Origin of the sequence: Cryobacterium sp. TMT4-10 (assembly GCF_004403275.1) — a bacterium.
Lineage (GTDB): Bacteria > Actinomycetota > Actinomycetes > Actinomycetales > Microbacteriaceae > Cryobacterium > Cryobacterium shii.
This window is the reverse complement of the sequence record NZ_SOGU01000034.1, coordinates 17,523-41,416: the sequence shown is the minus strand read 5'-3', so window position 1 is coordinate 41,416 and position 23,894 is coordinate 17,523. Positions and strand designations below refer to the sequence as shown.

At 69.0% G+C, this 23,894-nt stretch carries 26 protein-coding genes and 2 pseudogenes; 13 read left to right on the top strand and 15 right to left on the bottom strand.

Annotated features, from left to right (window positions below; translation table 11 throughout):
• Nucleotides 1-219 (bottom strand): annotated as a pseudogene (locus E3T42_RS04940) (acyltransferase); the annotation flags it as partial.
• A 4-nt stretch (nucleotides 220-223) separates the two neighbouring features.
• Complete coding sequence (locus E3T42_RS04935; RefSeq protein ID WP_134365061.1) at nucleotides 224-733, bottom strand: universal stress protein; 510 nt, start codon at nucleotides 731-733, stop codon at nucleotides 224-226.
• Nucleotides 734-917: 184 nt separating this feature from the next.
• On the opposite strand from E3T42_RS04935, the gene E3T42_RS04930 reads away from it, so the two are divergent.
• Nucleotides 918-1,685, top strand: coding sequence for a potassium channel family protein (locus E3T42_RS04930; RefSeq protein WP_134365062.1), 768 nt, complete (start codon nucleotides 918-920; stop codon nucleotides 1,683-1,685).
• 9 nt (nucleotides 1,686-1,694) lie between these two features.
• Entirely contained in the window at nucleotides 1,695-2,126 is a 432-nt protein-coding gene (locus E3T42_RS04925) for a DNA methylase (RefSeq protein WP_134365063.1), read from the top strand.
• Between the two features lie 269 nt (nucleotides 2,127-2,395).
• Here E3T42_RS04925 and E3T42_RS04920 read toward each other — a convergent pair whose 3' ends face one another.
• The gene (locus E3T42_RS04920; protein ID WP_134365064.1) at nucleotides 2,396-2,692 is read right to left on the bottom strand and encodes a putative quinol monooxygenase; all 297 of its coding nucleotides are present in this window, start codon (nucleotides 2,690-2,692) and stop codon (nucleotides 2,396-2,398) included.
• A gap of 307 nt (nucleotides 2,693-2,999) precedes the next feature.
• Here E3T42_RS04920 and E3T42_RS04915 point away from each other — a divergent pair, with 307 nt between their 5' ends.
• On the top strand, nucleotides 3,000-4,094 hold the full coding sequence (locus E3T42_RS04915; RefSeq protein ID WP_134402583.1) for an S-(hydroxymethyl)mycothiol dehydrogenase: 1,095 nt from the start codon (nucleotides 3,000-3,002) through the stop codon (nucleotides 4,092-4,094).
• Nucleotides 4,094-4,723 carry an MBL fold metallo-hydrolase gene (locus tag E3T42_RS04910; RefSeq protein WP_134365066.1) on the top strand — a complete coding sequence of 210 codons (630 nt, stop codon included), beginning with the start codon at nucleotides 4,094-4,096 and terminating at the stop codon, nucleotides 4,721-4,723. The genes E3T42_RS04915 and E3T42_RS04910 overlap by 1 nt, the downstream gene beginning before the upstream one ends.
• A 246-nt stretch (nucleotides 4,724-4,969) precedes the next feature.
• On the opposite strand, the gene E3T42_RS04905 is transcribed toward E3T42_RS04910, so the two are convergent.
• On the bottom strand, nucleotides 4,970-9,835 hold the full coding sequence (locus E3T42_RS04905) for an NAD-glutamate dehydrogenase (RefSeq protein ID WP_134365067.1): 4,866 nt from the start codon (nucleotides 9,833-9,835) through the stop codon (nucleotides 4,970-4,972).
• Between the two features lie 257 nt (nucleotides 9,836-10,092).
• On the opposite strand from E3T42_RS04905, the gene E3T42_RS04900 reads away from it, so the two are divergent.
• The 4 genes from E3T42_RS04900 to E3T42_RS04885 all read left to right on the top strand — a co-directional run bounded on the left by E3T42_RS04900 (nucleotide 10,093) and on the right by E3T42_RS04885 (nucleotide 12,393).
• Nucleotides 10,093-11,070: an NAD(P)H-quinone oxidoreductase gene (locus tag E3T42_RS04900; protein WP_134365068.1), complete on the top strand. Its 978-nt coding sequence runs from the start codon at nucleotides 10,093-10,095 to the stop codon at nucleotides 11,068-11,070.
• A gap of 1 nt (nucleotide 11,071) precedes the next feature.
• The gene (locus E3T42_RS04895) at nucleotides 11,072-11,683 is read left to right on the top strand and encodes a histidine phosphatase family protein (RefSeq protein WP_241975846.1); all 612 of its coding nucleotides are present in this window, start codon (nucleotides 11,072-11,074) and stop codon (nucleotides 11,681-11,683) included.
• A 38-nt stretch (nucleotides 11,684-11,721) separates the two neighbouring features.
• Nucleotides 11,722-12,066, top strand: a complete 345-nt coding sequence (locus E3T42_RS04890) for a hypothetical protein (protein WP_134365069.1) — start codon at nucleotides 11,722-11,724, stop codon at nucleotides 12,064-12,066.
• Nucleotides 12,067-12,177: 111 nt separating this feature from the next.
• Entirely contained in the window at nucleotides 12,178-12,393 is a 216-nt protein-coding gene (locus E3T42_RS04885) for a hypothetical protein (protein ID WP_134402582.1), read from the top strand.
• Nucleotides 12,394-12,749: 356 nt separating this feature from the next.
• Here E3T42_RS04885 and E3T42_RS04880 read toward each other — a convergent pair whose 3' ends face one another.
• Nucleotides 12,750-12,959 carry a hypothetical protein gene (locus E3T42_RS04880; RefSeq protein WP_134365071.1) on the bottom strand — a complete coding sequence of 70 codons (210 nt, stop codon included), beginning with the start codon at nucleotides 12,957-12,959 and terminating at the stop codon, nucleotides 12,750-12,752.
• On the opposite strand from E3T42_RS04880, the gene E3T42_RS04875 reads away from it, so the two are divergent.
• A complete protein-coding gene (locus E3T42_RS04875) occupies nucleotides 12,949-13,560 on the top strand; it encodes a hypothetical protein (RefSeq protein ID WP_134402581.1) in 612 nt (203 codons plus the stop codon). The genes E3T42_RS04880 and E3T42_RS04875 overlap by 11 nt on opposite strands.
• Nucleotides 13,561-13,623: 63 nt before the next feature.
• On the opposite strand, the gene E3T42_RS04870 is transcribed toward E3T42_RS04875, so the two are convergent.
• On the bottom strand, nucleotides 13,624-14,370 hold the full coding sequence (locus E3T42_RS04870) for an endonuclease/exonuclease/phosphatase family protein (protein WP_134365073.1): 747 nt from the start codon (nucleotides 14,368-14,370) through the stop codon (nucleotides 13,624-13,626).
• 91 nt (nucleotides 14,371-14,461) lie between these two features.
• Between E3T42_RS04870 and E3T42_RS04865 the strand changes: the two genes are divergently transcribed.
• On the top strand, nucleotides 14,462-15,016 hold the full coding sequence (locus tag E3T42_RS04865; RefSeq protein WP_370261760.1) for an MOSC domain-containing protein: 555 nt from the start codon (nucleotides 14,462-14,464) through the stop codon (nucleotides 15,014-15,016).
• 77 nt (nucleotides 15,017-15,093) lie between these two features.
• On the top strand, nucleotides 15,094-15,894 hold the full coding sequence (heR, locus tag E3T42_RS04860) for a heliorhodopsin HeR (RefSeq protein ID WP_134365074.1): 801 nt from the start codon (nucleotides 15,094-15,096) through the stop codon (nucleotides 15,892-15,894).
• A 46-nt stretch (nucleotides 15,895-15,940) separates the two neighbouring features.
• Here the strand turns inward: heR and E3T42_RS17230 are convergent, their stop codons facing one another.
• Both E3T42_RS17230 and E3T42_RS17225 read right to left on the bottom strand, forming a co-directional pair.
• On the bottom strand, nucleotides 15,941-16,495 hold the full coding sequence (locus tag E3T42_RS17230) for a BBE domain-containing protein (RefSeq protein ID WP_241975845.1): 555 nt from the start codon (nucleotides 16,493-16,495) through the stop codon (nucleotides 15,941-15,943).
• Nucleotides 16,452-17,351, bottom strand: coding sequence for an FAD-binding oxidoreductase (locus tag E3T42_RS17225; protein ID WP_241975844.1), 900 nt, complete (start codon nucleotides 17,349-17,351; stop codon nucleotides 16,452-16,454). The genes E3T42_RS17230 and E3T42_RS17225 overlap by 44 nt, the downstream gene beginning before the upstream one ends.
• 46 nt (nucleotides 17,352-17,397) lie before the next feature.
• Between E3T42_RS17225 and E3T42_RS04850 the strand changes: the two genes are divergently transcribed.
• Nucleotides 17,398-17,967 carry a GyrI-like domain-containing protein gene (locus E3T42_RS04850; RefSeq protein WP_370261755.1) on the top strand — a complete coding sequence of 190 codons (570 nt, stop codon included), beginning with the start codon at nucleotides 17,398-17,400 and terminating at the stop codon, nucleotides 17,965-17,967.
• 61 nt (nucleotides 17,968-18,028) lie between these two features.
• Here the strand turns inward: E3T42_RS04850 and E3T42_RS04845 are convergent, their stop codons facing one another.
• The 6 genes and pseudogenes from E3T42_RS04845 to E3T42_RS17000 all read right to left on the bottom strand — a co-directional run bounded on the left by E3T42_RS04845 (nucleotide 18,029) and on the right by E3T42_RS17000 (nucleotide 21,548).
• Complete coding sequence (locus E3T42_RS04845; RefSeq protein WP_134365075.1) at nucleotides 18,029-18,385, bottom strand: hypothetical protein; 357 nt, start codon at nucleotides 18,383-18,385, stop codon at nucleotides 18,029-18,031.
• Nucleotides 18,386-18,392: 7 nt separating this feature from the next.
• The gene (locus E3T42_RS04840) at nucleotides 18,393-19,271 is read right to left on the bottom strand and encodes an alpha/beta fold hydrolase (protein ID WP_134402580.1); all 879 of its coding nucleotides are present in this window, start codon (nucleotides 19,269-19,271) and stop codon (nucleotides 18,393-18,395) included.
• 127 nt (nucleotides 19,272-19,398) lie between these two features.
• Nucleotides 19,399-19,791, bottom strand: coding sequence for a hypothetical protein (locus E3T42_RS17570; RefSeq protein ID WP_338144962.1), 393 nt, complete (start codon nucleotides 19,789-19,791; stop codon nucleotides 19,399-19,401).
• An 82-nt stretch (nucleotides 19,792-19,873) separates the two neighbouring features.
• A pseudogene (locus tag E3T42_RS17565) lies at nucleotides 19,874-20,863 on the bottom strand (FAD-dependent monooxygenase); the annotation flags it as partial.
• Between the two features lie 118 nt (nucleotides 20,864-20,981).
• Entirely contained in the window at nucleotides 20,982-21,119 is a 138-nt protein-coding gene (locus tag E3T42_RS17005; RefSeq protein ID WP_198418092.1) for a hypothetical protein, read from the bottom strand.
• An 84-nt stretch (nucleotides 21,120-21,203) separates the two neighbouring features.
• Nucleotides 21,204-21,548, bottom strand: a complete 345-nt coding sequence (locus E3T42_RS17000) for a hypothetical protein (protein WP_198415930.1) — start codon at nucleotides 21,546-21,548, stop codon at nucleotides 21,204-21,206.
• Nucleotides 21,549-21,772: 224 nt separating this feature from the next.
• Between E3T42_RS17000 and E3T42_RS04825 the strand changes: the two genes are divergently transcribed.
• On the top strand, nucleotides 21,773-22,783 hold the full coding sequence (locus E3T42_RS04825) for a diacylglycerol kinase family protein (RefSeq protein ID WP_134365077.1): 1,011 nt from the start codon (nucleotides 21,773-21,775) through the stop codon (nucleotides 22,781-22,783).
• Nucleotides 22,784-22,900: 117 nt separating this feature from the next.
• Here the strand turns inward: E3T42_RS04825 and E3T42_RS04820 are convergent, their stop codons facing one another.
• The gene (locus E3T42_RS04820; RefSeq protein ID WP_134402579.1) at nucleotides 22,901-23,632 is read right to left on the bottom strand and encodes a DUF4386 family protein; all 732 of its coding nucleotides are present in this window, start codon (nucleotides 23,630-23,632) and stop codon (nucleotides 22,901-22,903) included.
• Nucleotides 23,633-23,894: the final 262 nt, after the last annotated feature.

Here is a 23,894-nt window from a genome sequence, read left to right as displayed (position 1 = left end):
CCCCCCCCCGATGATGAAGAAGAGCGGCATGATCTGCGCGACCCAGGTCACCGGGGGCAGCCACGGCTGGGCCGCCAGCACGTTGTCGAGCCGCAGGCCAGCGCCCGGGCGGAGGGTCGCCCCCATCATGAGCAGGTGTCCGAGCACCACCGGCAGAACGCAGACGACCCGCATGAGGTCGAGCACCCGGTCGCTGGCATCCGGTGTGTCAGGCGCCATGGCCTCAGCCGCCCTCCCAAGGGAGAGGCTCCTCGAAGGGGACGGGAGCGAGCGGGATGACCACCACCGGCCGGTGCTGCCGGTGAGCCAGCCGCACGGCGACGGAACCGCTGATGAACTTCGCCAGGGTGGACCGCACATTGGACTCCCGGGTGCCCACGACGATCATGGCCGCCCCGAGGGTCTGGGCCAGATGGCCGAGGGCGCGAGCCGGGTCGCCGGCCAGCGCACGGGTCGACCAGACGACCCCGGCCCCCTCGAGGATCTCCGCCAGGTGCGCGGCCAGGCGCGGATCGAACCTCTCTTCGGTCAGCTCGGGAGTGTCAGGGTCGAACGGGAGGGAACTCATGCTGCCGTCGGCATGCTCCACCACCATGTACCGGGTCGCCTCGACGGTGGCGCAGACGAGTTCGGCCTGGAAGCGGGAGGCGAAGACGGCGGCCTCCAGCACGACGGCATCCGGCTGCCTGTGCGTCACTCCGACGATCACCCGGACCGGTTTATCTGCACTCATCGCGCCCTCCGTTGCTTTCGCTGGTGACACTAGTCAGAAACCGGCGGACCGTCACCGTTTCGAGGGCGAGGCCGGCAGGGCGGGTCGGTGCGGGTCGCTGCGGGTCGGGTCGGTGCGGGTCGGTGCGGGTCGGGCGATCCGGCGCCGCTGGGCGAGCTAAGTTGGAACTGTGGGGCAGTCGACGATGACCAGGAGCGAACGGTGGGAACGGGCGACGGATGCGCCCCTCCTCTGGCTCGGGTTCGCTTTCCTCTTCGCCTACGCGACCCCGATCATCGCGCCCGAGATCGGCTCGTGGTGGCGCCTGCTGCTCGAGTGGGTCGAGATCGCCACCTGGGCGGCTTTCGCCCTCGACTTCACCGTGCGGCTAAGCCTCGCCCGCGGGCGCCTGAAGTTCATCCGCACCCACCTGCTCGATCTGGTGGCCGTCGCCCTGCCGCTGTTCCGGCCGCTCCGGGCGCTGCGCGTGCTGTCGATCGTGATCCTCTCTGCCCGGCGCCTGAGCAAGAAGCTCAAGAACCGGGTGATGACGTACGCGGCCGTGACCGCGGTCTCGGTCTGGTTCATCGCCGGCCTCGCGGTCACGGATGCCGAGCGGGGCGCCCCGGGCGCCAACATCCACTCCGTCTGGGAGGGGTGGTGGTGGTCGTTCATCACGATGGCCACGGTCGGATTCGGCGACCTGTACCCCGTGACGGCCGAAGGACGACTCGTCACGGTCGGTCTGGTCGCCACCGGCATCGCCCTGATCGGCACCCTCACCGCGTTCATCGCCGCCTGGTTCGCGTCGGCGAGCCGGGAAGCCGAGGAGGAGATCAAGGCCGAACTCGACGTCAGCGAGGACAAGCTCGACGCCCTGAAGCTCGAGATCGGTGAACTGAAGACCCTGGTCGAACGTCTGCTCGAACGACCCGTGCCCCCTTCGTCACCATCGCCATCGCCTGAGGGGTAGACAGGGGGCGTGACCGCACACATGACCGCCGCCGACCTCGGCCTCGACCTGTCCGACGGGGCCGAAGACCAGCTCTTCCGCTGGTTCCTGGCCAGTGTGCTCTTCGGCCGTCCCATCCAGCAGGAGGTCGCCGCCCGCACCTATGGGGTGCTGATCTCCCACGGCCTGACCGCCCCGGAGGAGTTCGCCCGCTACGACCGGGAGGGCCTCCGGGCCCTGCTCGACGAGGGCCACTACGCGCGGCTGGACTACATCATGACCGACGAGCTGCACGAGGTGATGCGAAGCGTGGCCGCCGAGCACGGGTCGGTCGGCGGGATGGTGCGCGCGGCGGCGTCACGGGAGGAGCTCACCCGCACACTCGTCGCGTTCAAGGGCATCGGACCGACGACCGCAAAGATCTTCCTGCGGGAGCTGCCGGCGAGCGTGCTGCCGCGCTGACGGCATCCGTTCTTTGTGCCACGTACCCCGCCGAGTCTCTGGACAGGTTCAGGTTCATCTGCCTAACATGGTAATGAGCGAATGCCCTTTTCGGGGCCGGGGAACTCGCCAGCAGAATCGACGCCACGCCCCACATGCCCCACGCAATAGAAAACGACATCCTGCCGATTCCGACCTGTGTCTCCTGTTTCACCCCCATGGCCCCGGCCGGCGGTGGCTGGTGGTGCGACGGTTGCCAGGAGTTCCTCTGACCGGGTTGACGGCTCCGTCTATTTGACGGCGATCAGCTCGATCAGACGGATGTCGGGATCATTCGCCAGCAGGCTCGGCCCGTGTTCGGCGAGGGCTGCGGGGATCGCACCGCCCAGGTGAGCCTGTCGGCCCTCCTCGGTCTCGAAGGTGTCGAAGATGCCGAACGTCTTCTCGTCGACCCGGAAGGCGTACCAGGTGCGGGTCTGGGGCTCCTCGTCCACCACCGCGCGGCCCGCCTCCAAGAAGTCCCACACGTCCTGCTCCTTGCCCGGCTTCGCTTCCACCAGGGCCAGTACTCCGAACTTGAGTGCCATCGGACTCTCCTTCACTTCTTCTTGGCTTCGTCGCGTCGTGAGCTCCGGGCGGGCGGATGTCCCCCGTGCAGCGAGCGTAGAACGCCGCCCCTGCCCCGGCAAGGACTGCGAGGGACCCGCCCCTAACGAATTCGACGGAGATTCTGCGTTAAAACCGTGCGCAGGAGGCGAAACGGCTCATTTTCGGCAAAATCTCCGTCGAATTGGTTACACAGGGCGGGGGCGGGGAGGTTGGGTAGTGTGGACGGGTTCCACCCCCGGCCAGCGGCACCAATGTCCACTACCGGCACCAATTCAGAGGAGTCCCATGTCGACCACCGTTAAAGGCGTCATCGCACGATCGAAGGGCGCGCCCGTTGAGCTCGTCGACATCGTGATCCCTGACCCCGGTGCGGGCGAGGTCATCGTCGACATCGAGACCTGCGGCGTCTGCCACACCGACGTGCACTACCGCGAGGGCGGCATCAACGACGAGTTCCCGTTCCTGCTCGGGCACGAGGCCGCCGGACGCGTCAGCGTTGTCGGCGCCGGCGTGACCCACGTCGAGGTGGGCGACTTCGTGGTGCTGAACTGGCGCGCGGTCTGCGGCGACTGCCGGGCCTGCAAGCGCGCCGAGCCCTGGTACTGCTTCAACACCTTCAACGCCGACCAGAAGATGACCCTCACCGACGGCACCGAGCTCAGCCCGGCCCTCGGCCTCGGGGCATTCGCCGAGAAGACCCTCGTGCACGAGAAGCAGTGCACGAAGGTGAACCCGAAAGCAGACCCCGCCGTCGTGGGCCTGCTCGGCTGCGGCATCATGGCCGGAATCGGAGCGGCCATGAACACGGGCAACGTCAGCCATGGCGACTCGGTCGCCGTGATCGGATGCGGCGGCGTCGGCAACGCGGCGATCGTCGGGGCCCGGCTCGCCGGGGCATCCGTCATCATCGCGATCGACCGCGACGCCAAGAAGCTCGTGATCGCCCAGACCCTCGGCGCCACCCACTCCATCGACTCCTCCGACCTGGACGAGGACGGCGTGGTCGCGGCCGTGCAGGCCCTGACCGGCGGCTTCGGAGCGGATGTCGTGATCGACGCGGTCGGACGCCCCGAGACCTGGCGCCAGGCGTTCTACGCCCGCGACCTGGCCGGCACCGTCGTGCTGGTGGGGGTGCCGACGCCCGAGATGATGCTCGAGATCCCGCTGCTGGACGTGTTCGGGCGCGGCGGCTCGCTCAAGTCCTCCTGGTACGGGGACTGCCTGCCCGAGCGCGACTTCCCGATGCTGACCGACCTCTACCTGCAGGGGCGGCTGCCGCTGGACGAATTCGTCAGCGAGCGCATCGGCATCGGACACATCGAGGAGGCCTTCGCGAAGATGGCCCGCGGCGACGTGCTGCGCTCGGTCGTGGTCCTCTGATGGCCGCCCGGATCGAACACCTCGTCACCTCGGGCAGCTTCAGCCTCGACGGCGGCACCTGGGATGTCGACAACAACGTCTGGATCGTCGGCGACGACGACGAGTGCGTCGTGATCGACGCCGCCCACTCCGGTGACGCCATCCTGACGGCCATCGGCGACCGCAAGCTCGTCGGCATCCTCTGCACGCACGCGCACGACGACCACATCGGCGCCGTCGCCGACGTGCAAAAGGCGCACACCGCGCCGACCTACCTGCACCCGGACGACATGATGCTGTGGGACCGGGTCTACCCGGATGCCCCGCCGAGCCGACCGTTGGAAGACGGCCAGCTGATCGAGGTGGCCGGGATCGACCTCCAGGTGCTGCACACGCCGGGCCACTCCCCCGGCGCGGTCTGCTTCTACGCGCCCGCGCTCGGCACCGTGTTCAGCGGCGACACCCTCTTCCACGGCGGCCCCGGCGCAACCGGCCGCTCCTTCAGCGACTTCCCCACGATCATCACGTCGATCCGCAGTCGGTTGCTCACGCTGCCCGCGGAGACCGTCGTTCTCACCGGCCACGGCGAGTCCACGACGATCGGCGCCGAGGCGGCCCACCTCGACGAGTGGATCGCCCGCGGCCACTAGGCGGATGCCGCCGACGGATGCCGCGGCATCCGTCGGCCGTCACGCCCGTTTGTTGTGGCTGTATCTTGTGGCTAATTCAGGAGATCTCGCCGTCGGGCCGCAACTCGCCGCATGATTCCGCGGCCGGTGTGGCGCCGGTAGACGGTTCTCCTGAGTTAGCCACACGGCCGACGTTTGAAGGGGCGGGATCGGCGGCAGGGATCGGCGACGCGGGGCCGGCTCAGGAGGGCCGGCCCACTGTTCGGCTCACCGGCGCACGATCGAGCGCAGCAGCCGCACCACCACAGACAGGGACGCCATGTCGTCCTGGGCGAGGGCATTGACCTCCTCGAACACGCTCCGGGCCCGGCCCAGCTGTTCCGCGTTCTGTTCCTCCCAGGCGAGCAGGCGGTCCTCGGCGCTGGCGGCGTCCGTTTCGCTGAGCACGGCCCGGGTCATGTCGGCCACGGTCGTGTACAGGTCGTCGCGGAGGGCGGCGCGGGCCAGTGCCTGCCACCGGTCCTTGCGCGGCAGCACGGTGATGCGCTCGAGCAGGTTGTCCACCCTGAAGCGGTCGTACACCGTGTAGTACACCCCGGCGACATCCGTCATGGGCTCGTCCGTGTGGGCGGCGATCGTGGCCACGTCCAGCAGGGCGAAGGCCTCGAAGAGTTCCGCCCACCGGCGGCCGAGGTTCTCGGGCACGCCCCACGCCTGCGCGGTGTCCAGCAGGGACAGCACCCGCTTCAGGTCCCCGCCCTTGAGGTAGTCGTCCAGGTGCGCCCGCATCAGGTCCATCTGCGGCTTGTACTGCGCGACCACGTCGCCCACGGGCCGCGATGCGCCCTGATTGACCTGCCAGCGCACGGCACGGTCGAGCAGGCGACGGATGTCCAGGTGGATCGCCGTCCAGTGCCGGGTCGGGAACGACGACGGCAGGGCGTTCAGCTCCTCGACCAGCACGTCCAGTTCAAAGATCTCGCGCAGGGCGACGAACGCCCGGGCGATCGTGGCCTGGTTCGCCGAGGTCTCCTCCATCGCCCGGAACGCGAACGTCACCCCGCCGAGGTTGATCATGTCGTTCGCAACGACCGTGGCGATGATCTCGCGGCGGAGCGGATGCGTGTCCAGCTCGGCGTCGAAGCGCTCGGACAGCTGCCGGGGGAAGTACCGGCGCAGCGTGCGGCGGAACCACGGGTCGTCGGCCAGGTCGCTGTCCCGCAGCGCCGTGGCCAGTTCGATCTTGGCGTACGCCGCCAGCACGCTCAGCTCGGGTGAGGTCAGGCCCTGGCCCGTTTCCAGGCGCTCGCGCAGAGTCGACGTCGTCGGCAGGGCCTCCAGGTCGCGTTTGAGGTCGCCGGATGCCTCCAGCCAGTCCATCAGGCGTTCGTAGCTGGGGCTCCAGCTGGCCACCTTCGCGCGGTCGTTGAGCAGCAAGATGTTCTGGTCGACGTTGTCCTCCAGCACCAGGCGGGCGACCTCGTCGGACATGGAGGCGAGGAACTCCGACCGTTCCTCCTCGGAGAGCTTGCCCGCGGCGACCATGCGGTCGACGAAGATCTTGATGTTCACCTCGTGGTCGGAGCAGTCGACCCCGGCGGAGTTGTCGATCGCGTCGGTGTTGAGGATGACGCCCTGCAGCGCCGCCTCGATCCGGCCGAGCTGGGTCAGCCCGAGGTTGCCGCCCTCGCCGACGACCTTGACCCGCAGGTCCCTGCCGTCGACCCGGATGGCGTCGTTGGCCTTGTCGCCGACCTGCGCGGCCGTCTCCGTGCTCGCCTTGACGTAGGTGCCGATGCCGCCGTTGTAGAGCAGGTCGGCGGGGGCCGTCAGGATCGCCCGGAGCAGTTCCGGCGGGCTGAGGCGCGTGGTGCCATCGGGCAGCCCGAGCGCGGCCCGCACCTCGGCGGAGATCGGCACCACCTTGGCCTGGCGCGGGAAGACCCCGCCGCCGGCGCTGATCAGGCTGGAGTCGTAGTCCGCCCAGGAGGAACGCGGGAGGGTGAACAGGCGCCGTCGTTCCGCGAACGAGGCCGCGGCATCCGGAGTCGGGTCCAGGAAGATGTGCCGGTGGTCGAAGGCCGCAACGAGACGGATGTGCTGCGACAGGAGCATCCCGTTGCCGAACACATCGCCGGACATGTCGCCCACCCCGACGACCGTGAACTCCTCTGACTGCGTGTCCACGCCGAGTTCGCTGAAGTGCCGTTTGACGGACTCCCACGCACCGCGGGCGGTGATGCCCATGGCCTTGTGGTCGTAGCCGATCGAGCCGCCGGAGGCGAACGCGTCGCCGAGCCAGAAGCCGTACTCGGCGGCCAGCCCGTTGGCGATGTCCGAGAACGTGGCCGTTCCCTTGTCGGCGGCGACGACCAGGTAGGAATCGTCGTCGTCGTGGCGCACGACCCGGCTGGGCGGCACCAGCTGCTCGCCGTCCGCGGTCGTGACCAGGTTGTCGGTGAGGTCGAGCAGTCCCCGGATGAAGGTCTTGTAGCTTTCGATGCCCTCCGCCATCCACGCGGCCCGGTCGACGGCCGGGTCGGGCAGCTTCTTGGCGAAGAACCCGCCCTTGGCCCCGGTGGGCACGATCACGGCATTTTTGACCGTCTGCGCCTTGACCAGGCCGAGCACCTCGGTGCGGAAGTCCTCGCGCCGGTCCGACCAGCGCAGACCGCCGCGGGCCACCTTGCCGAAGCGGAGGTGCACCCCCTCCACCCGCGGGGAGTAGACCCAGATCTCGTAGCGCGGCCGGGGGAAGGGCAGCAGTTCGATCGCCGTGGGGTCGAGCTTGAGACTCAGGTACGGCTTGCCCTGGAAAAAGTTCGTGCGCAGCGTCGCTTCGATCAGGTTGATCAGGGTGCGCAGCACCCGGTCCGCGTCGAGCGTGGTGACCTGCTCCATGGCCACGGTCAGGTGCTCGCGCACCTGCGCCGCCCGGCTGGTGCGTTCCTCCTCGGCCAGATCCGGATCGAACCGGGCCTCGAACAGCGACACCAGGCCGCCGGTGACGGCGGGGTTGGCGAGCAGCGTGTCCGCGACGAACCCGTAGGAGTTGGTGTTGCCGGCCTGGCGGAGGTACTTGGCGTAGCTGCGAAGGATGACGACCCGGTGCCAGGCCATGCCCTCCCTGAGTACCAGCCGGTCGAGCCCGTCCGATTCGGTGGCTCCGCTGACGGCGGCGCCGAACGAGTCGGCCAGCAGGGCGCCCGTCTCGATCGGGTCGACGCCGGCCGGGTAGGTCAGGCCCAGGTCGTAGAGGTAGAAGTCCCGGCCGTCGGCGGTTCTGATCTCGAAGGGCACCTCGTCGAGAACCTCGATGCCGAGGTTCTGCAGGAACGGCAGGATCTGGCTCAGGCTCTTGGGCTCCATCAGGTAGAGCTTGACCCGGGCATCCTCTTCGGCGGCGCCGCGCCCAGCGGTGCTCCCATCGTCGGCGTCGGCGACGGTGTCGCCGGCGCCCGTGCCGGTCGGAAGGTAGACGTGAAGTGCGGGCCTGGCCGGCTCAGTGCCGACGGCACGCGCGGCGGCTGCCGCGGCGGCGCCCTCCTCGAATCGGCCGATGTCTTCCAGAGCCTCCTCGAGCTCGTAGTCCACCCGGTAACTGGCGGGGAAGGCCTCCGACCAGAGTTCGGCGAGGCGCTCCGCCTCATCCAGCGGGTAGCTCTCGCGCAGTTTCTCGCCGATCCCCTCGGGCCAGGACCGCACCGCCATCACCAGGCGGTGTTCCAGTGCGGCGGTGTCGACGACGCCGACCGTGTCGTTCTTCTGCAGCCGGATCCGGAAGAACAGTCGAGCCAGCGCGGACTCGGTCATCCGGGCCTCGAAGTCGACGGACTCCGCGTGGAACGTGTCCCGCAGCTCCTTCTCGATCCGGAGACGGACGGCCGTGGTGTACCGGTCGCGGGGGAAGTAGACCAGCGCGGTCATGAACCGGCCGTAGACATCCGGGCGAAGGAAGAGCCGGGTGCGGCGGCGCTCCTGCAGCCGCTGGATGGCCAGCGCGGTGGTGAACAGCGTGGGCACGTCGATCTGGAACAACTCGTCGCGGGGGTACGTTTCCAGGATTCCGAGCAGCTCCTTGCCGCTGTGCGACCCGGGCGGGAAGCCGGCCTGCTCCATCACCGCGTCGACCTTCTCGCGCAGGATCGGCACGTCCCGCACCGAACTCGTGTACGCCGTGGCGGCGAACAGGCCGATGAAGCGCTGCTCCCCCCGCACGTTGCCGTCGGCGTCGAAGCTCTTGATCCCGATGTAGTCGAAGTACGCCGGCCGGTGCACGCTCGACCGCGAGTTGGCCTTGGTGATCACCAGGGCGCTGCGTTCTCGCGCCTTGTGCCGGCCGGCATCCGTCAGGTGCTGGATCTGGTGGCCGTCTTCCATCGAGCGCAGCAAGCCGAGGCCACTGCCCTCACGGATGGTCAGCACGTCTTCGCCGTCGACGGTCTCCAGGTCGTACTCCCGGTAGCCGAGGAAGGTGAAGTTGTCGCGGTCGAGCCAGCGCAGCAGGTCCTGCGCCTGCTTGATCTCCTGGATGCCCTCGGCGTGGGCGACGTGGCCGAGGTCGTCGGCGATCTGCACGGCCTTCGTTCGCATGGCCCGCCAGTCCTCGTTCGCGGCGCGCACGTCGCCGAGCACCTTGGCGAGACCGGTGACCAGGCTGGCCCGGGCCTCGTCGTTGGCGGTCTCGATCTCGATCGCGATCCACGACTCGACCTGGCTCACGGTCTCGTCGACGTCGCCGGGCCGGGCGGCGTCACCGCCGTGCACACGGCTGACCCCGATCAGCTCGTTCGTGTGCCGGTCGCGGGTCACGACGAGGAGCGGGTGCACCTCGAGGTGGATGGCGGAGTGCTGCCGCACCAGCTCGGCGGTGACGGAGTCGACCAGGAACGGCATGTCGTCGGTGACGATGTAGACGACGCTGCGGCCGGCTTCGTTATGGACCTCGATGTTCGGGGTGCCGGGAGTACGGCTGAGGGCGACCTGCCAGTGGTGGACGGCCCGCTCGTGGAGGGTTTCCACGTTGGAGTTCTGGCGGTCTTCACCGGCCAGGTGTTCGTAGTAGTCGGAGATGAAAGCGTCGAGCGTGCTGCCTGTCGGGGCCGGGATCGCACGGGTGGACTCAGACGTCATTGAAAACAGCCTCCATCAAATATGTGATCTCCGCGTCATTGCGGATGGTCGAGCCGTGAACGCGACGCGCCGGCTGGTGTCGGCGGTCGAACGAGGAGACTCCCTGACCATCGTAGTTTTGTTCCCGGGATCCGCCCAGTCGCCCGGCGGCGGGTCCCCGATCTGCCCCGTCATGTCACCTTTCCGGTCGAGAGCGCCCGTTCCGCCGGTCACTCTCGACCGGAAAGGTCACGGTCGGCGCTCGTAGGATGGCACGCATGCGCGCGATTCTGGTAGACACCCCCGGCGGGCCCGAAACCCTCACCCTCACGACCGTGGCCGACCTGCCCATCGGGCCCCGCGACATCCGGATTCGGGTGGCCGCGGCCGGCGTCAACCGGGCGGATGTCGCCCAGCGGCTGGGCAGCTACCCCTCGCCGGCCGGGGCGCCGCAGTGGCCCGGGCTGGAGGTGTCCGGCACGGTCACCGGGACCGGCGCCGAGGCCTCACGGTTCCAGGTCGGCGACCGGGTCTGCGCCCTGCTGGCCGGCGGCGGCTACGCCACCGAGGCCGTGGTGCACGAAGACCTCGCTCTGCTCGTCCCCGACTCGACGGACCTCGTCGAGGCGGCCGCCCTGCCGGAAGCCCTGGCGACCGTGTGGTCGAACGTGTTCCTCTGCGCAGGATTGGCCGCCGGGGAGACCCTGCTCGTGCACGGCGGCGCGAGCGGCATCGGCACCACGGCGATCCAGCTCGGCGTGCTGGCCGGTGCCCGGGTGGCGGTGACGGCCGGGTCGGCCGCGAAGCTCGCGGTGTGCCGGGACCTGGGCGCGGACATCCTGATCAACTACCGCGAGCAGGATTTCCCGGCCGAGATTGCCGCGGCGACTGGGGGGCACGGCGCCGACGTGATCCTCGACATCATCGGCGGCTCCTACGCCGCCCGCAACGTGGCCGCCCTGGCCCTGAACGGGCGCATCATGGTGATCGCCAACCAGAGCGGCGAAGACGCCATCTTCAACCCGTTCCACCTGATGCAGAAACGCGGCCGGTACTGGGGCACCACCCTCCGCTCCCGCCCGTTCGAGGAGAAGGCCGCCATCATGCAGGCCGTCAGAACGGATGTCTGGCCCTGGGTCGCATCCGGCCGGTTCCGCCCGGTGATCGACAGCCGTTTCTCCTTCGACGATGCCGCCCAGGCCCACCGGCGGCTGGAAGCATCCGTTCACGTGGGCAAGATCCTGCTGGTGCCCTGACATGATGCCGACGGCCCGGAAGAACGACATCGTGCTGGTGCGGCACGGGCAAACCGAGTGGAGCATCTCCGGCCGGCACACCGGGCGCACCGACATCCCGCTGACCGATCTCGGTCGACAGCAGGCGGATGCCCTCGGCGGCATGCTGCAGGGCCGCGATTTCTCGCTGGTGCTGTCGAGCCCCCTCACACGAGCCTGGGAGACCATGCAGCGGGCCGGATATGCTGGCAAGGGCATGCCCGACGAACACATTCTCGAGTGGGATTACGGCGTCTTCGAGGGCCGCACGACCGCGGACATCCGCGAGGCGGAGCCCGACTGGTCGGTCTGGACCTCTCCCATCGTCGGCGGCGAAACCGTCGACGATGTCGGCGTGCGGGCCGACACCGCCATCGAACGCTGCCTTGGCGCCCCCGGCCCCGTCGCCGTGTTCGCCCACGGGCACTTTCTGCGAATCATGACGGCCCGCTGGATGGGTCTGCCCGCGGCCGCGGGGCGGCACCTCAGCCTCGGCACGGCGACCGTGTCCACCCTCGGCTGGGAACGCGAGACCCGGGTGCTGCAGATGTGGAACGACGCCTGCCACCTCAACTCGATGGACCCCGTGGTCTGATCGACGCCAGCGGGCAGGTCCCGGCTACACTCCGGGGCATGATGATCACCGAGCTTGCGTCTGACGAAGTCTTCGTCTTCGGATCGAATGCCACCGGGATGCACCTCGGCGGAGCGGCCGCGACGGCGCAGGAGAAGTTCGGCGCGGTCTGGGGCGAAGGCCACGGCCTGCACGGCCAGTCCTACGCGATCGACACCATGAGCGGGCTCGAGGTGATCGCGGCGGAGGTGGCGACGTTTCTGGAGTTCGCGGGGCAGCATCCGGAACTGCGGTTTCTGGTCACCGAGATCGGGTGCGGGATCGCGGGCTACACGCCCGCGCAGATCGGGCCGCTGTTTCGCGGGGCGCCCGGCAATGTGGTGCTGCCGGAGAGCTTCCGGTAGGCGCCGGGCGGGGATTGCGGGCTGCTCGGGTTCGGCCCACGGGAGTGTGCCAGACTCGATTCCGGCCGCCACCCGAGCCTGGTTCGGTTGCTGTGAACGTCTCCCACCCGATTGGACATCGAACCCGTGAAGAACTGGTCCTTCAATACCTGCGCGATCGCCGGGTTCAGCTTCAGCACCTTCTCGGTGGCGCTGGTCATCCTGAACGCGGTCACCGCGAACCGGTTCCTGACCGTGCTCTTGTCGGTCGCGGGGGTGGCCCTCCTGATCGGAGGCGCACTGTCCGTGCGCGCCCACTTCCTCTGGTCCCGCGGCGGATCGCGCTAGCCGGGGCCAGGCTGTTCTCGCGACCTGTCCCGCTTCCGGTCCAAGCGCTGATAGCTTCGGCCCATGAGACTGTCTTGGGGTGCGGCCGTTGTGGTCGCGGGAGCGCTCGTTGCATTGTCCGGCTGCTCGTCGGCCGGTCCCGGCGCCGGTGAGGCTCCCGCCTCGACTCCGGCGGCCGCCGCACCCCTGACCTGTGCCGAACTCGTTGGTGGGCCAGACGTGGATGCGGCCCTCGCGTCACCGTCGACACCCAGCGATTTTGCGAGTCTCCTGTCCTACCCCACCCCGCACGACTCCGCATCGACCGCAGCCGGAGGGATTCGCTGCGCCTGGCTGGCCGATGGGTCCCAGGGCCGCTACTCGAAAATCATCGGCGAACCCGGGGTCCCCTGGCTCGACGTCGAGGTCTTGCCCGGCGCCGCCGAGAAATGGACCTCGTACACGTTCGGCGACGGACCGGGAACAACGGCGACAACACCGTTCGCGGTGTTCGACGGAGCGCAGTCCTGTGGCGATCCCGGCTGCAAGGCCACGGCGCCCATCGGCTCCGCCTGGGTGAGCGTCATGGTGCACGATCCAGGGTTCGGCGTGGGAGACAGCCTGGTCGGATCGTCGCAGGAGGATATCTTCGCGAAGCTCAACCCGGCGGCCTCGGCCGTGTTCTCAACCATTGCGAACGCGACTCCGCCGCAGCTCGACTGGCCGGCGACGCCGGCTCGTGCGAGCGATCCTCTGGTGGAGCCCTGCTCGAGCTTCCTCAAGGCTCCGGCGCTGGCCACCGCGCTCGGAGTGGCAACCGTTGGTGAGTATGCCGACTCGGCCGCTCTGCCGTCGGACATCGTCTCGCTCGACAGCGTGGCCCTCACAGATGCGGGGTTTGTGGACTGTTTTGCGGAGGCAGGGTTCGACGCGAGGGCGAGTTTCGTTCTCGCGCTCGACAACGCAGCCATCGTGGATCGCATTGCTGCCGGGCTCGGACCGAACAGCGACGAGCACCTCGACCGGCTGATGGGTCAGACGGGAAGCGAGAAAGCCGTGTCGAATTGCGTTGCTGGTCGCCCGAATTGCGACCTCTGGTTCTCGCTCGGCGCGGACGCCATCTTTGTCTCGTCGATTTCCAGCGATTCGAAGGCCATCGCCCAGGCCATCATCGCTCAGGCGCGATAGGCGCGATAGGCGCGATAGGCGCGATAGGAGGGTCGGCGCCGTCGGCGGGACCCCGGCCCCGGCTCAGATACTGAAGTCGCCGCCCGGGGCCCGCTCCGACTCGGCGAGGCTGGCCGGGACGTTCGTCTGGTTGACGGGTTCGTCACTGTACGACGACGTGACGAGGATGGGCATGTGGTCGGAGTCGCCGATCGGCAGCGTCTCGACGTTCTCGATGGTCAGGCCGATGGAGGTCGCCAGGTCGAAGTGCCCGCGGAAGAACTTGTACCGGGTGTAGGTGCGCGTGTCACTCATGGTGAGGTCGTAGCCGGACTGGTTCACCTGGTCGCCGAGGTGGCCTTTGAAGATGGGGTAGTTGTAGTCGCCCACCATCAGGGTCGGCAGGCCGGGACCGAGGATGTTCAGCTCCTCGTGGGCCGACCGGATCTGGTTGCGGCGCAGGGAGTTCAGCGCGGTAAGCGGTGCGGCGTGGAAGGACGCGACGACGAGTTCGCGGTTCTCGGCGAGGTCCGTCAGCCGGGTGCCGATCAGCCGCTCGTGCGCGGGCGTCAGCAGCCGGTCATGCAGGGATTTCTTCAGCGCGAAGGTCTTGGTGTGTTCCGCCGTGAAGCGGTCCTTGCGGTAGTAGATCGCCAGGCCGAGCCGGTTGCGCACGGTCGAATCGGCCAGGTGCAGCAGGCCGATCTCTTCGGGCAGCTCGCGGGTGTCACATTCCTGCAGGCAGAGGACATCGGGATCGTAGCGCTCCGACAAAGCGATGAGTTCGCCGCTCGCGCGGTCCTTACGGAGGTTGTAGCTGATGACCTTCACGAAGCCAGCCTACGTTTGCGCCGGAAAAAATCCACATCGTCTAAGTGAATTCTCGGCTGACCGAACACGGGCGTATGCGAGACTCGGGGACATGATGCAGGATGCGCGCGGGGCGGTGGTCTCGGTCAGCCGGGACGACCGGCACCGGTTCAGCAAGCCGGTCGTGCCGGACATCCGTCTGATCAGCGGCGTCGGCGTCGAGGGCGACGCGCATGCCGGCGCCACGACCGCGCACCGCTACCTGGTGCGGAAGGATCCCGGCCGGGCCAACCTGACCCAGGTGCACCTGCTGCCCGCGGAACTGTTCGACGACCTGGCCGAGACCGGGTTCACCCTCGCGCCCGGCGAGCTGGGCGAGAACGTGACCACGCGCGGCCTCGACCTGCTCGGCCTCCCCCTCGGCACTCGGCTGCATCTCGGTGCCGACGCCGTCGTGCAGGTCACCGGCATGCGCAACCCGTGTTCCCTGATCAACGGGCTGCAGCGCGGCCTGATGAAGACCCTGATCGAAACGGATGACGCGGGCCGGGTGACCCGACGGGCCGGCATCATGGGCATCGTCGTCAGCGGCGGCACGGTCACCCCCGGCGACCCGATCCGGGTGGAGCTGCCGGCCGGAGACCACCTGCCTCTCGGCATGGTCTGAGACGTCCATCGCGCCTTCTGGGCAACGACAATACGCCCTGCTATTCTCGGCCTCATCCACCCGTGAAGGAGTCCCCGATGGCCCGCAAGGTGCGCACTGATGATCAGACGATCTCCCGCCTCAGGGCGTACAACATCGTGGCCGGCTCCCTGCATCTGGTGCAGGCGATCGGGTTCGCCTATGTCCTCACTCTCCTGAGCGACCAGGTCACCTTCGCCGTCACCGCCGACTACCTGGCCGGGCCTCCCGGGGTTCCGCTGCCGCCCGAACGCGTGACCCTGTTCGACGTCAACGTCGGCATCGGCGTGGTGGCATTCCTGGCCCTGTCGGCCTTCTTCCATTTCCTGATCTCCTCGCCCTGGTTCTTCGCCCGCTACGCGACCGGACTTCGGCAGAACCACAACTACTTCCGCTGGGTCGAGTACTCCCTGAGCTCGTCGATCATGATCTGGCTGATCGCGCAGATCACCGGCATCACGGATGTCGCGGCCCTCTTCTCGATCTTCGCCGTGAACGCCGCCATGATCATGTTCGGGGCGTTGCAGGAGAAGTACGAGACGCCCGGCAACGGCAACTTCCTGCCGTTCATCTTCGGGGCGATGGTGGGCGTGGTGCCGTGGATCGTCATCCTGATCTATTTCATCGCCCCGGGGTCGACCAGCGAGGCCGAGCCGCCGGCCTTCGTGTACGGCATCATCATTTCGCTGTTCCTCTTCTTCAACACGTTCGCGGTCAACCAGGTGCTGCAGTACAAGCAGGTGGGCGGCTGGCGCGAATACCTGCGCGGCGAGCGCGCCTACATCACGCTGAGCCTGGTCGCCAAGACCGCACTGGCCTGGCAGGTCTTCTCTGGCGCGATCATCCCGGCGCTCTCCTGATCGGGCCTTCCTCCACGACGAGGACGGGTCGGGACGACCGCCGGAATCAGGTGGTGGAATCGTGGAAGGTGCTGAATCGCGGCACGACCGGTTTGATGTTCTCGTTGAGGTGGAAGACGTTCTCCGGGTCGTACTTCGCCTTGACCGTGGCCAGCCGGTCGTAGTTGACCCGGAAGGTGTCGGCGATGCGCACCTGGTCCTCCGAATCCTTGAAATGGATGTAGCGGTCGGGTTCGGAGAAGGGCCGCAGCGCGGTCCAGAAGTCACGCACCCATTTCATGTTCGCCTGGCTGTCGGCGGGGTCGTCCCACATGCACGCGATCGTCGGCGAGAACCGCGTGTGCCGGTAGGGGAACGCCGTCTCCTCCGGGCCGACGCGTTGAACGGCACCGTCGATGGGATGGATATGAACGGACGTGTCCAGGGTGGGCACCATCCGGCCGAAGTCCAGATACGCGGTGATGGCCCCGTCACTGAGCTCGGGCAGGAAGTTGGCCTTCCCGTAGACATGCAGGCCCGAGCGCAGCCCCCCGCCGAAAACCGTGTTGGCTTCGGCGTTAGGGCATCCGCTGCACCATGGCGCCGACGACCGGGGCGACATCCAGGTAGGGCTGCCAGCGTGCCTCCCCCTCCGCGGGGTCCCCGATCCAGATGCCCGCGACGACGCACATCGGTTCGCCGTGCCGTTCGGAAGGCAGGTAGGACGCCGCCGGGCACAGGTGGAACCCGAGAAACGCGCTGAACTCCTTAGGGGCGCTCGCCAGGTGTTCCCGGTAGAACTCCGCCACCGTCCGGGAATCATCGATGGAGTAGAAGATCACGCCCGCGTGCACCATGTCGACCGGATGCAGCCGGTATTCAAACGATGTGACGACCCCGAAGTTGCCGCCGCCGCCCCGCAGGGCCCAGAACAGGTCCTCGTTCTCGATCGCACTGGCCGTGTGCACGGTCCCGTCGGCGATCACGACCTCCGCCGAGAGCAGATTGTCGCAACTCAAACCGTATTTGCGGGCGAGGTAGCCGATCCCGCCGCTCAGGGTCGGCCCGGCGATTCCCTCCGCGCCGTCGAGGCCCCCGGTGGTGGCCATGCCGAATGCATGAGTGGCGTGGTTGAAGCCCGCCCAGCGGGCGCCGCCCTCCGCGCGCGCCCGAGCGGTCACGGGGTTCACTCGTACCCGGTCGTAGTCGGCGAAATCGATGACGATCCCGCCGTCACAGGTGCCGAAGCCCGATGCGCTGTGGCCGCCACCGCGAATAGCGAGATCGACACCGAATTCCTGCGCAATCCTGACGGCGCCGACGACGTCGTCGACACCGGAGACGCGCACAGTGGCCGCGGGCCTCTTGTCGACCAGGTTGTTGTAGACGAGGCGGGCGATCTGGTAGTCCCTGTCCACAGGGGTGATCACCCGCCCCTGCAGGCGAGTCATCAACTGGGGAATCAAGCTATCGGGCACGACGGCCTCCTATGCGAATTCCCCACCAAAGTAACGCCGCCCCGCGGTGGCTGTCAACGAGACGCGGCTCACGGCGGGCCCTACTGACGGCCCTGAACGGGGACTACATTGGGTGCCGTCGGCCTCGGTCGAGGCCGGCATCCGTTGTCGCCGCCCTGGAGGACCCCATGAACGAGTCGAACTCGAGCCGCGCACCCTGGTCGGGGTGCACGAGACGATCAAAATGACCCCGATGAGCGAGTTCATGGGGCGGGCCTTCGGCACCGCGGCCGCCGAACTGGGCAAGCAGGGCGCCTTCCCGGCCGGTCCGCCGATCTCGATGTACCACGGCATGCCCACCGACACCGTGGACGTGACGGCGGGTTTCCCCGTGGCCCACCCGGTCACGCCGACACCCCTGGTGGTCGTCGAGACGCTGCCGGGTGGCCCGGCCATCGAGGCCATCCACACCGGCTCCTATGACACCCTCACCCAGACCTATGGCGAACTCAGCACGTGGCTCCTGGAGCAGAAGCTGGACCTGGCCCCGGACATGTGGGAGGAATACCTGGTCGGCCCCGACACCGAGCCGGACCCCGCCAAGTGGCAGACCCGGATCGTGTTCCCGCTGCGCTGATCCCGGATGTCGCGTCCGAGTGCTTCTTCTTTCGGTGCTTTCGCCTAACGGATGCTTTCGCCTAGCGGATGCCCAGCTGGCGGACCAGCCCCGGCAGGTCCTCCGCCAGGGCGTCCCAGACGAGCTCGTAGTCGACGTCGGGGGCGGCCGCGAGGTAGTCGGCGAGGAACCGCAGCTTCTCCCAGGCCACCAGCGGATACCGATCGCGGTACGCCGTGGGCAGTGCCTGGACGGCCGTCTGAACGTCGATCACGATGGCTCGCCCCTCGAGCCGACGGGCCAGGTCGGCCGGGCCGGCCGGACGGGCCGGGTGGACGAACGACTCGCGGCCGCGACGCGTGATGAGCTCTGCGCGACGCACGAGATCACGGATGTCGGCCAGCAGGGCATCCGTTCGGTCGAAGTCGCCACCCATCATGCGTCAATCATGGCGCAGGATCCGGCGTATTCGGCGACCAGCCGTCGAGGAACTCGAGCACGTCCTGCATCAGGCGAGGTTCACTGGTCACGACCATGTGCCCCTGGCCGGGGTACACGATCGCACGGCCGTTCGGGATCAGCGCCGCCGTCTGCCGGAACAGCTCGACCGGGTAACCGCCGTCCCGGTCGCCGCCGACCACCAGGGTGGGCGCATCGATCTCGCTGAGCCGGTCGCGCAGGTTGAAGCCGTCTTCGGCGTGAATGATGGCCATCATGTCGGGCGTCGCCTTGCCCAGCATGGCCGGGCCCAGGAGCCATCCCATTCCGCCGGACAGCCACCGGGTGAACGCCGAGGTGCCGAGGGTGCGGAACATCTCGAGCCCGGCCCGGCGCGGGCGGCCCGCCGCCACCTCCTCCGCGACACGCGACTGCACCTCCTTGCCCACCGGCCCCAGCTTGTAGGCCGCGGAGACCACGATCAGTCGCTGCACCACGTCCGGGTGGTCGGCGGCCAGCTGCAGGGCGATGCTCCCGCCGGTCGAGATCCCCATCACATCGACCGGCCCCGGAAACTCCAGGCGCAGGGCGTCGGCGTAGTCCCGGGCGATTTCCTTCATCGTGGAGTTCGGGTCGAGGCCGGGGCGCGAGGTCAGCCGCAGGATTCGGTGGTTGGCCGCGAGCGGCATCAGCGTCTGGGAGACGAACATCCGCTCGAAGCCGACCGTCGGTTCATTGTTCTGGCCGAATCCAGGCAACACGACCAGAGGCGTGCCGGTGCCGAACCTCAGGTAGGGCATCCCGCCGAGCAGGGTGCCCGTTCGACGGGCTATGGCGCGCGCATCCGTGCTTATTTTCGTGCCTGTCGTGGCTGTCCTGGGGGGCATCGAAGCGACCCTTCCGTTGATAGTGCGTCGGTGGTTGATAGTGCGTCAGTGAACGTGACGGATGCCGTCGGCCGGCTCCGCGGCAACCGCTGGTGAGCGTACCCGCGCCCCGTGCCCCCCGGAAGAGTCACCCGCGCCCCGGGTGGAGGCCGACCAGGCCCAGCCACTCCAGGATCGGGTCCGGGTCGGCCGTGGCCGCGCGGAACCCGACGTAGCCGTCGGGGCGCACGATCAGCACGCCGGTTCCGGGGCGGTCGGTCAGGCGGTGCAGGTGGATGCGGGCATCCGTCGGCCCCCCGCCCTGCGGCGCCAGGCCCGGATCGGCCGCACCGGCCTGCAGCAGGATGTGCACTCCGGGGCGCGCGAGGAGGGCGTGCAGCCGCACCCGCTCCCCCGCGCAGGTGACCTCGGTGTCGGCGACCCGCGACCCGGGGCGCGGGCCCCGCCCTGAACGCGGAAGCTGCTGGTTTTTCGCCGGCACTGCCGCATCGACCGAGAGCGGGCTGCCCCGGTAGTTCATCCGGAACTGGGACGGCGTGCGTCGCGCGCAGCACGAGCTGGTCGGCCGGGCGCCGCTCCCGCTCGTAGGAGTTCAGCAGCACCGGGCTCGGGCGGACCTGGCCGGCGGCGAAGGCCAGCTTCCAGCCGAGGTTGAGGGCGTCCTGGATGCCCGTGTTCATGCCCTGCCCGCCCGCCGGGGAGTGCAGGTGGGCGACGTCCCCGGCGAGGAAGAACGGCCCCCGCCGGAAATGCGTGGCCAGCCGGTGCTGCAGCCGCACCTGGGCCGACCACGCGACATCCGTGATCGTGGCGGGCAGGCCGGCCTCGTCGACCAGGGCCTGCAGCTCGGCCCGCGGGACTGCGGGTCCGGGCTGCCCGAACGGCAGCGGGGCGGGGCCGGCGGGGCGGGTGGCGAGCATGCGCCAGGGGGCGCGCTCACCGTTCGCGAACAGGAACAGCAGTCCGCGGCGTGCGGCGACGACGTGGGCGCTGCCCGGGTCGAGGGTGTCGGCGGCAGCCCCGTCACCGTCGGACCGGGACTGCAGGCCCAGGTCGGCGAGCACCACCTCCTGGGCATAGTCGCCGCCGCGCCAGGCGCCGACCCGTCCGCGCACGAGGCTCGCGGCGCCGTCGCAGCCGACGAGGTAGCGGTACGCCGCCGCCTCGATCCCCGATTCCCGGCGGATGAGCGCCAGCCGGTTCTCCAACCGGAAGCCCACCAGTTCCGCGCCGCGCTCGATCCGCACCCCGCGCTCCTCCAGCGCCTGCGCCAGCACGGCCTCGACGTCGGCCTGCCGGATCACCAGCAGGTGCGGGAAGGCGGTTCCCGGCAGGTCGAGCTGCCGGGAAGCCACGGCGACCACCCGGGAGCGCAGGTGCAGCCGAACCTCGGCTGCGGTGTCGCCGCGGGCGAGGAGGGCATCCGTCACCCCCAGCGGCCGCAGCACCTCGAGCGTGCGCGGGTGCATCAGCAGGGCCCGGGACGGCCGGAACAGGTCTTGGCGGCGTTCGATGATGCGCACGCGCGCGCCGTGGTCGTGCGCCTGCAGCGCCAGGGCCAGGCCGGTGGTGCCGGCCCCGACGACCAGCACGTCGACGATCCGGTCAGTCACCGCGGGGCCCAGTCATTGCAGGGCCCGGTCACCGCGGCGGCCCGTCAACCGCAGCACCCGGTCACCGCATCGCCGGCACGGGCTGCGCGGGCAGCCATCAGGCTTCGCCGGCCGACCTCGGGGCCAGGGCGCCGGCATCCGTCGCCAGAACGGGATTGGCCAGAAAATCGTCCCGACGGATGCCCGGCAGCACCCGGTAACGGATCGAACCGGGCACGCTGCCCAGCGCCAGCACCCGCCAGAGTGTGCGCGTAGTTCTCCGCGCGTTCCGGGCCGTCCCACTCGTAGATGCCGCGGTAGACGCCGTTCGCGTCGTTGGTCAGCCACAGTTTTGACACGTAACCGGGGAATCCGACCACAGGGGCGTGCTCAGGATGCTCTCGGCGCGGAACAGGGCATGGGCAGAGTCGCTTCGGAGCACGCGCAGCCGGAACGCGACGATCAGCACCGTTGGGTGGAGGGTCGGCCCGCGATCGACGATCGTCTCGCGGTAGACGACTGCCTCGCTGCCGTCGGTGAAGGGCAGCCGGCGCCCCACCCTCTGCCGGGGCAGGTGCACGCGGCGCCGAGCCAGCAGCATCCCTGTGGCGGCGACGCTGCGGCCGACATATCTCACGGTCTGCCACGGCTCGGCCGGTGGTTTCGGCAGGCGATCGGGGTTCATAGGTGCCTCCTGGCTTCATAGGCGATAGGAAACGCGGGTGGAATTGCGGGGCTTTCCGGGGATTCGAGCCCGTTCGGTGCCAGCATAAGGAGGCGGTCTGCACCTGGGAAGACCCTCCCCCGGCCCGATAGGGCGTGACGAATGGGCGGCGGCATCCGTCTTACTAGAGTGACTTGTTCGCAGAATGAAACACCTGACCTCGCTTCCCCGAACGGACGGACCCCATGACGACCACCGACCTCCACAACGACGCCCCGACCGAATCGGCGACCGACAGCCTGCTCGCCGCGGTCATCTACAACCCGGTGAAGGTGAACCTCGACGACCTCAAGGCCGCCGTCGCGGCCGAGCAGACCGCCGCGGGCTGGCCGGAGACGCTGTGGTTCGAGACGTCGGAGGAGGACCCGGGGCAGGGCCCGGCCCGGAAGGCGATCGAGGCGAGGGCATCCGTCATCATCGTGGCGGGCGGCGACGGCACCGTGCGCGCCGTCGCGGAAGAGGTGGCCGGCACGGAGTGCGCGCTGGCCCTGCTGCCGTCGGGCACCGGCAACCTGCTCGCCCGCAACCTGAAGCTGACCCTCGACGACGCCGCGCACTCGCTGCACACCGCCTTCACCGGCAAGGACAAGGCGATCGACGTCTGCCGGATCAAGATCGAGCGGGCGGACCGGTCGGTCGACAAGCACGTCTACCTGGTGATGGCCGGGCTCGGCCTGGACGCCAAAATGCTCGCCAACACCGACGACGGCCTCAAGGCGAAGGCCGGCTGGCTGGCCTACGTGAAGGCCCTGGTCGCCGTCGGCAAGGACGACAGCGAGCTGAATTTCCGGTATCGCCTCGACGGCAAGCCCGAGCAGTCGTTGCGCGCGCACACGGTCATGATCGGCAACTGCGGGTCGCTGCCGGCCAGCATCGAACTCATCCCCGACGCGGCCCTCGACGACGGGGCCTTCGACGTGGTCGTGATGAAGCCCAAGGGCCTCGGCGGCTGGATCCAGATCCTCTCTAAGGTGCTCTGGGAGAACGGCGTACTCAGCCGCACCGCGCTCGGGCGCAAGCTGCGCACCGGCGACGTCGACGCGCTCAACTACGCCACCGGCAAGGAGCTCATCCTGCGTCTGCACCGCCCGGAAGAGATCGAACTCGACGGCGACGGGTACGGCACCGCCGTCGCGCTCAAGACCTGGGTGGAGCCCGGCAGCCTCACCGTGCGAGTGCCGAGCGACGCCGAGTAGGCCGCGGCGCGGCATCCGTCGCCCGTCTGTTCTGCTCGAACGCGCCAGGTGCGCCGCTCTGCGCGTGGCGTACTGCCAGCGAAACGGCGCAGCACGCGCGCGCCGCGGAAACAGCTGTCACCGCGGCGTGCGCAGGCCGAGCCGCACCAGGGCGATGCGCACCACCAGGAACCAGGCCGGCATCAGCAGGCCGTAGCCCAGATAGAACGAGGGAACCACCTGCCGCAGCGCCTCACCGGCGACGCCGAAGACCCCGGCGGCCACTCCCAGCCAGCCGATCCAGCGCGGCAGAGCGCTGTGCAGCATCGCCAGCGAGATGAGCAGGATGCCCGCCGCGGACAGCACACCGACGATGGCCGGGGTGTTGTTCTCTCCCAGGATCGCCTCCGCTGCCGTGGCGAAGCGCGCACGCTCGGTGTCTGAGGTTGCCTCCGAATGGCGGCCGCTCAGGTAGACCAGGGTGAGCGAGCCCCGGCTGGTGACGGGGATGGCCAGGAACGACGCCCAGGACAGGCCGCCGACCACCGCGCCGATCAGAGCCAGGCTACGATTTGTCGGCGCCACCGCCACGAACAGGGCCACGAAGGTGAGCACCGCCAGCATGTTCGGCAGCAGCCAGAGCACCTGCTCGGCCACGTAGACCGACTTGTTCGCCGCGATGAACTCGAGCGTTTCCGCGCCGCCGTCGACCGGTGGCGGCGCCACGGTGTCCAGTGTGATGGCCGCGATCAGCAACAGGATGAAGCCGACGGATGCGCCGCCCGCCACCAGATACAGGGTGCGCCACGAGTTGATGCCCTCGGCCGCCCGGGCGGAGTCGCCCACGGGCCTCACGTTGCGCTCGGTCATGCGGCACCCGCGTCACATGCGGCACCCGCGTCACGTTCGGCACGTGCGTCACGTGCGTCACGTGCGTCACGTTCGGCACGTGCGTCACGTGCGTCACGTGCGTCACGTGCGTCACGTGCGTCACGTGCGTCACCGACGATTCGTTGCATCCCGCCAACTCCCCTGCGCTCGATGGTGCCCGCGGCCGGCGTCGGCCGGCCCGGCACTGCTCGTGACAGTGTGCGCGCGGGAGCGCCCGGGGTCAACGGGTCAGGCTGCAGGC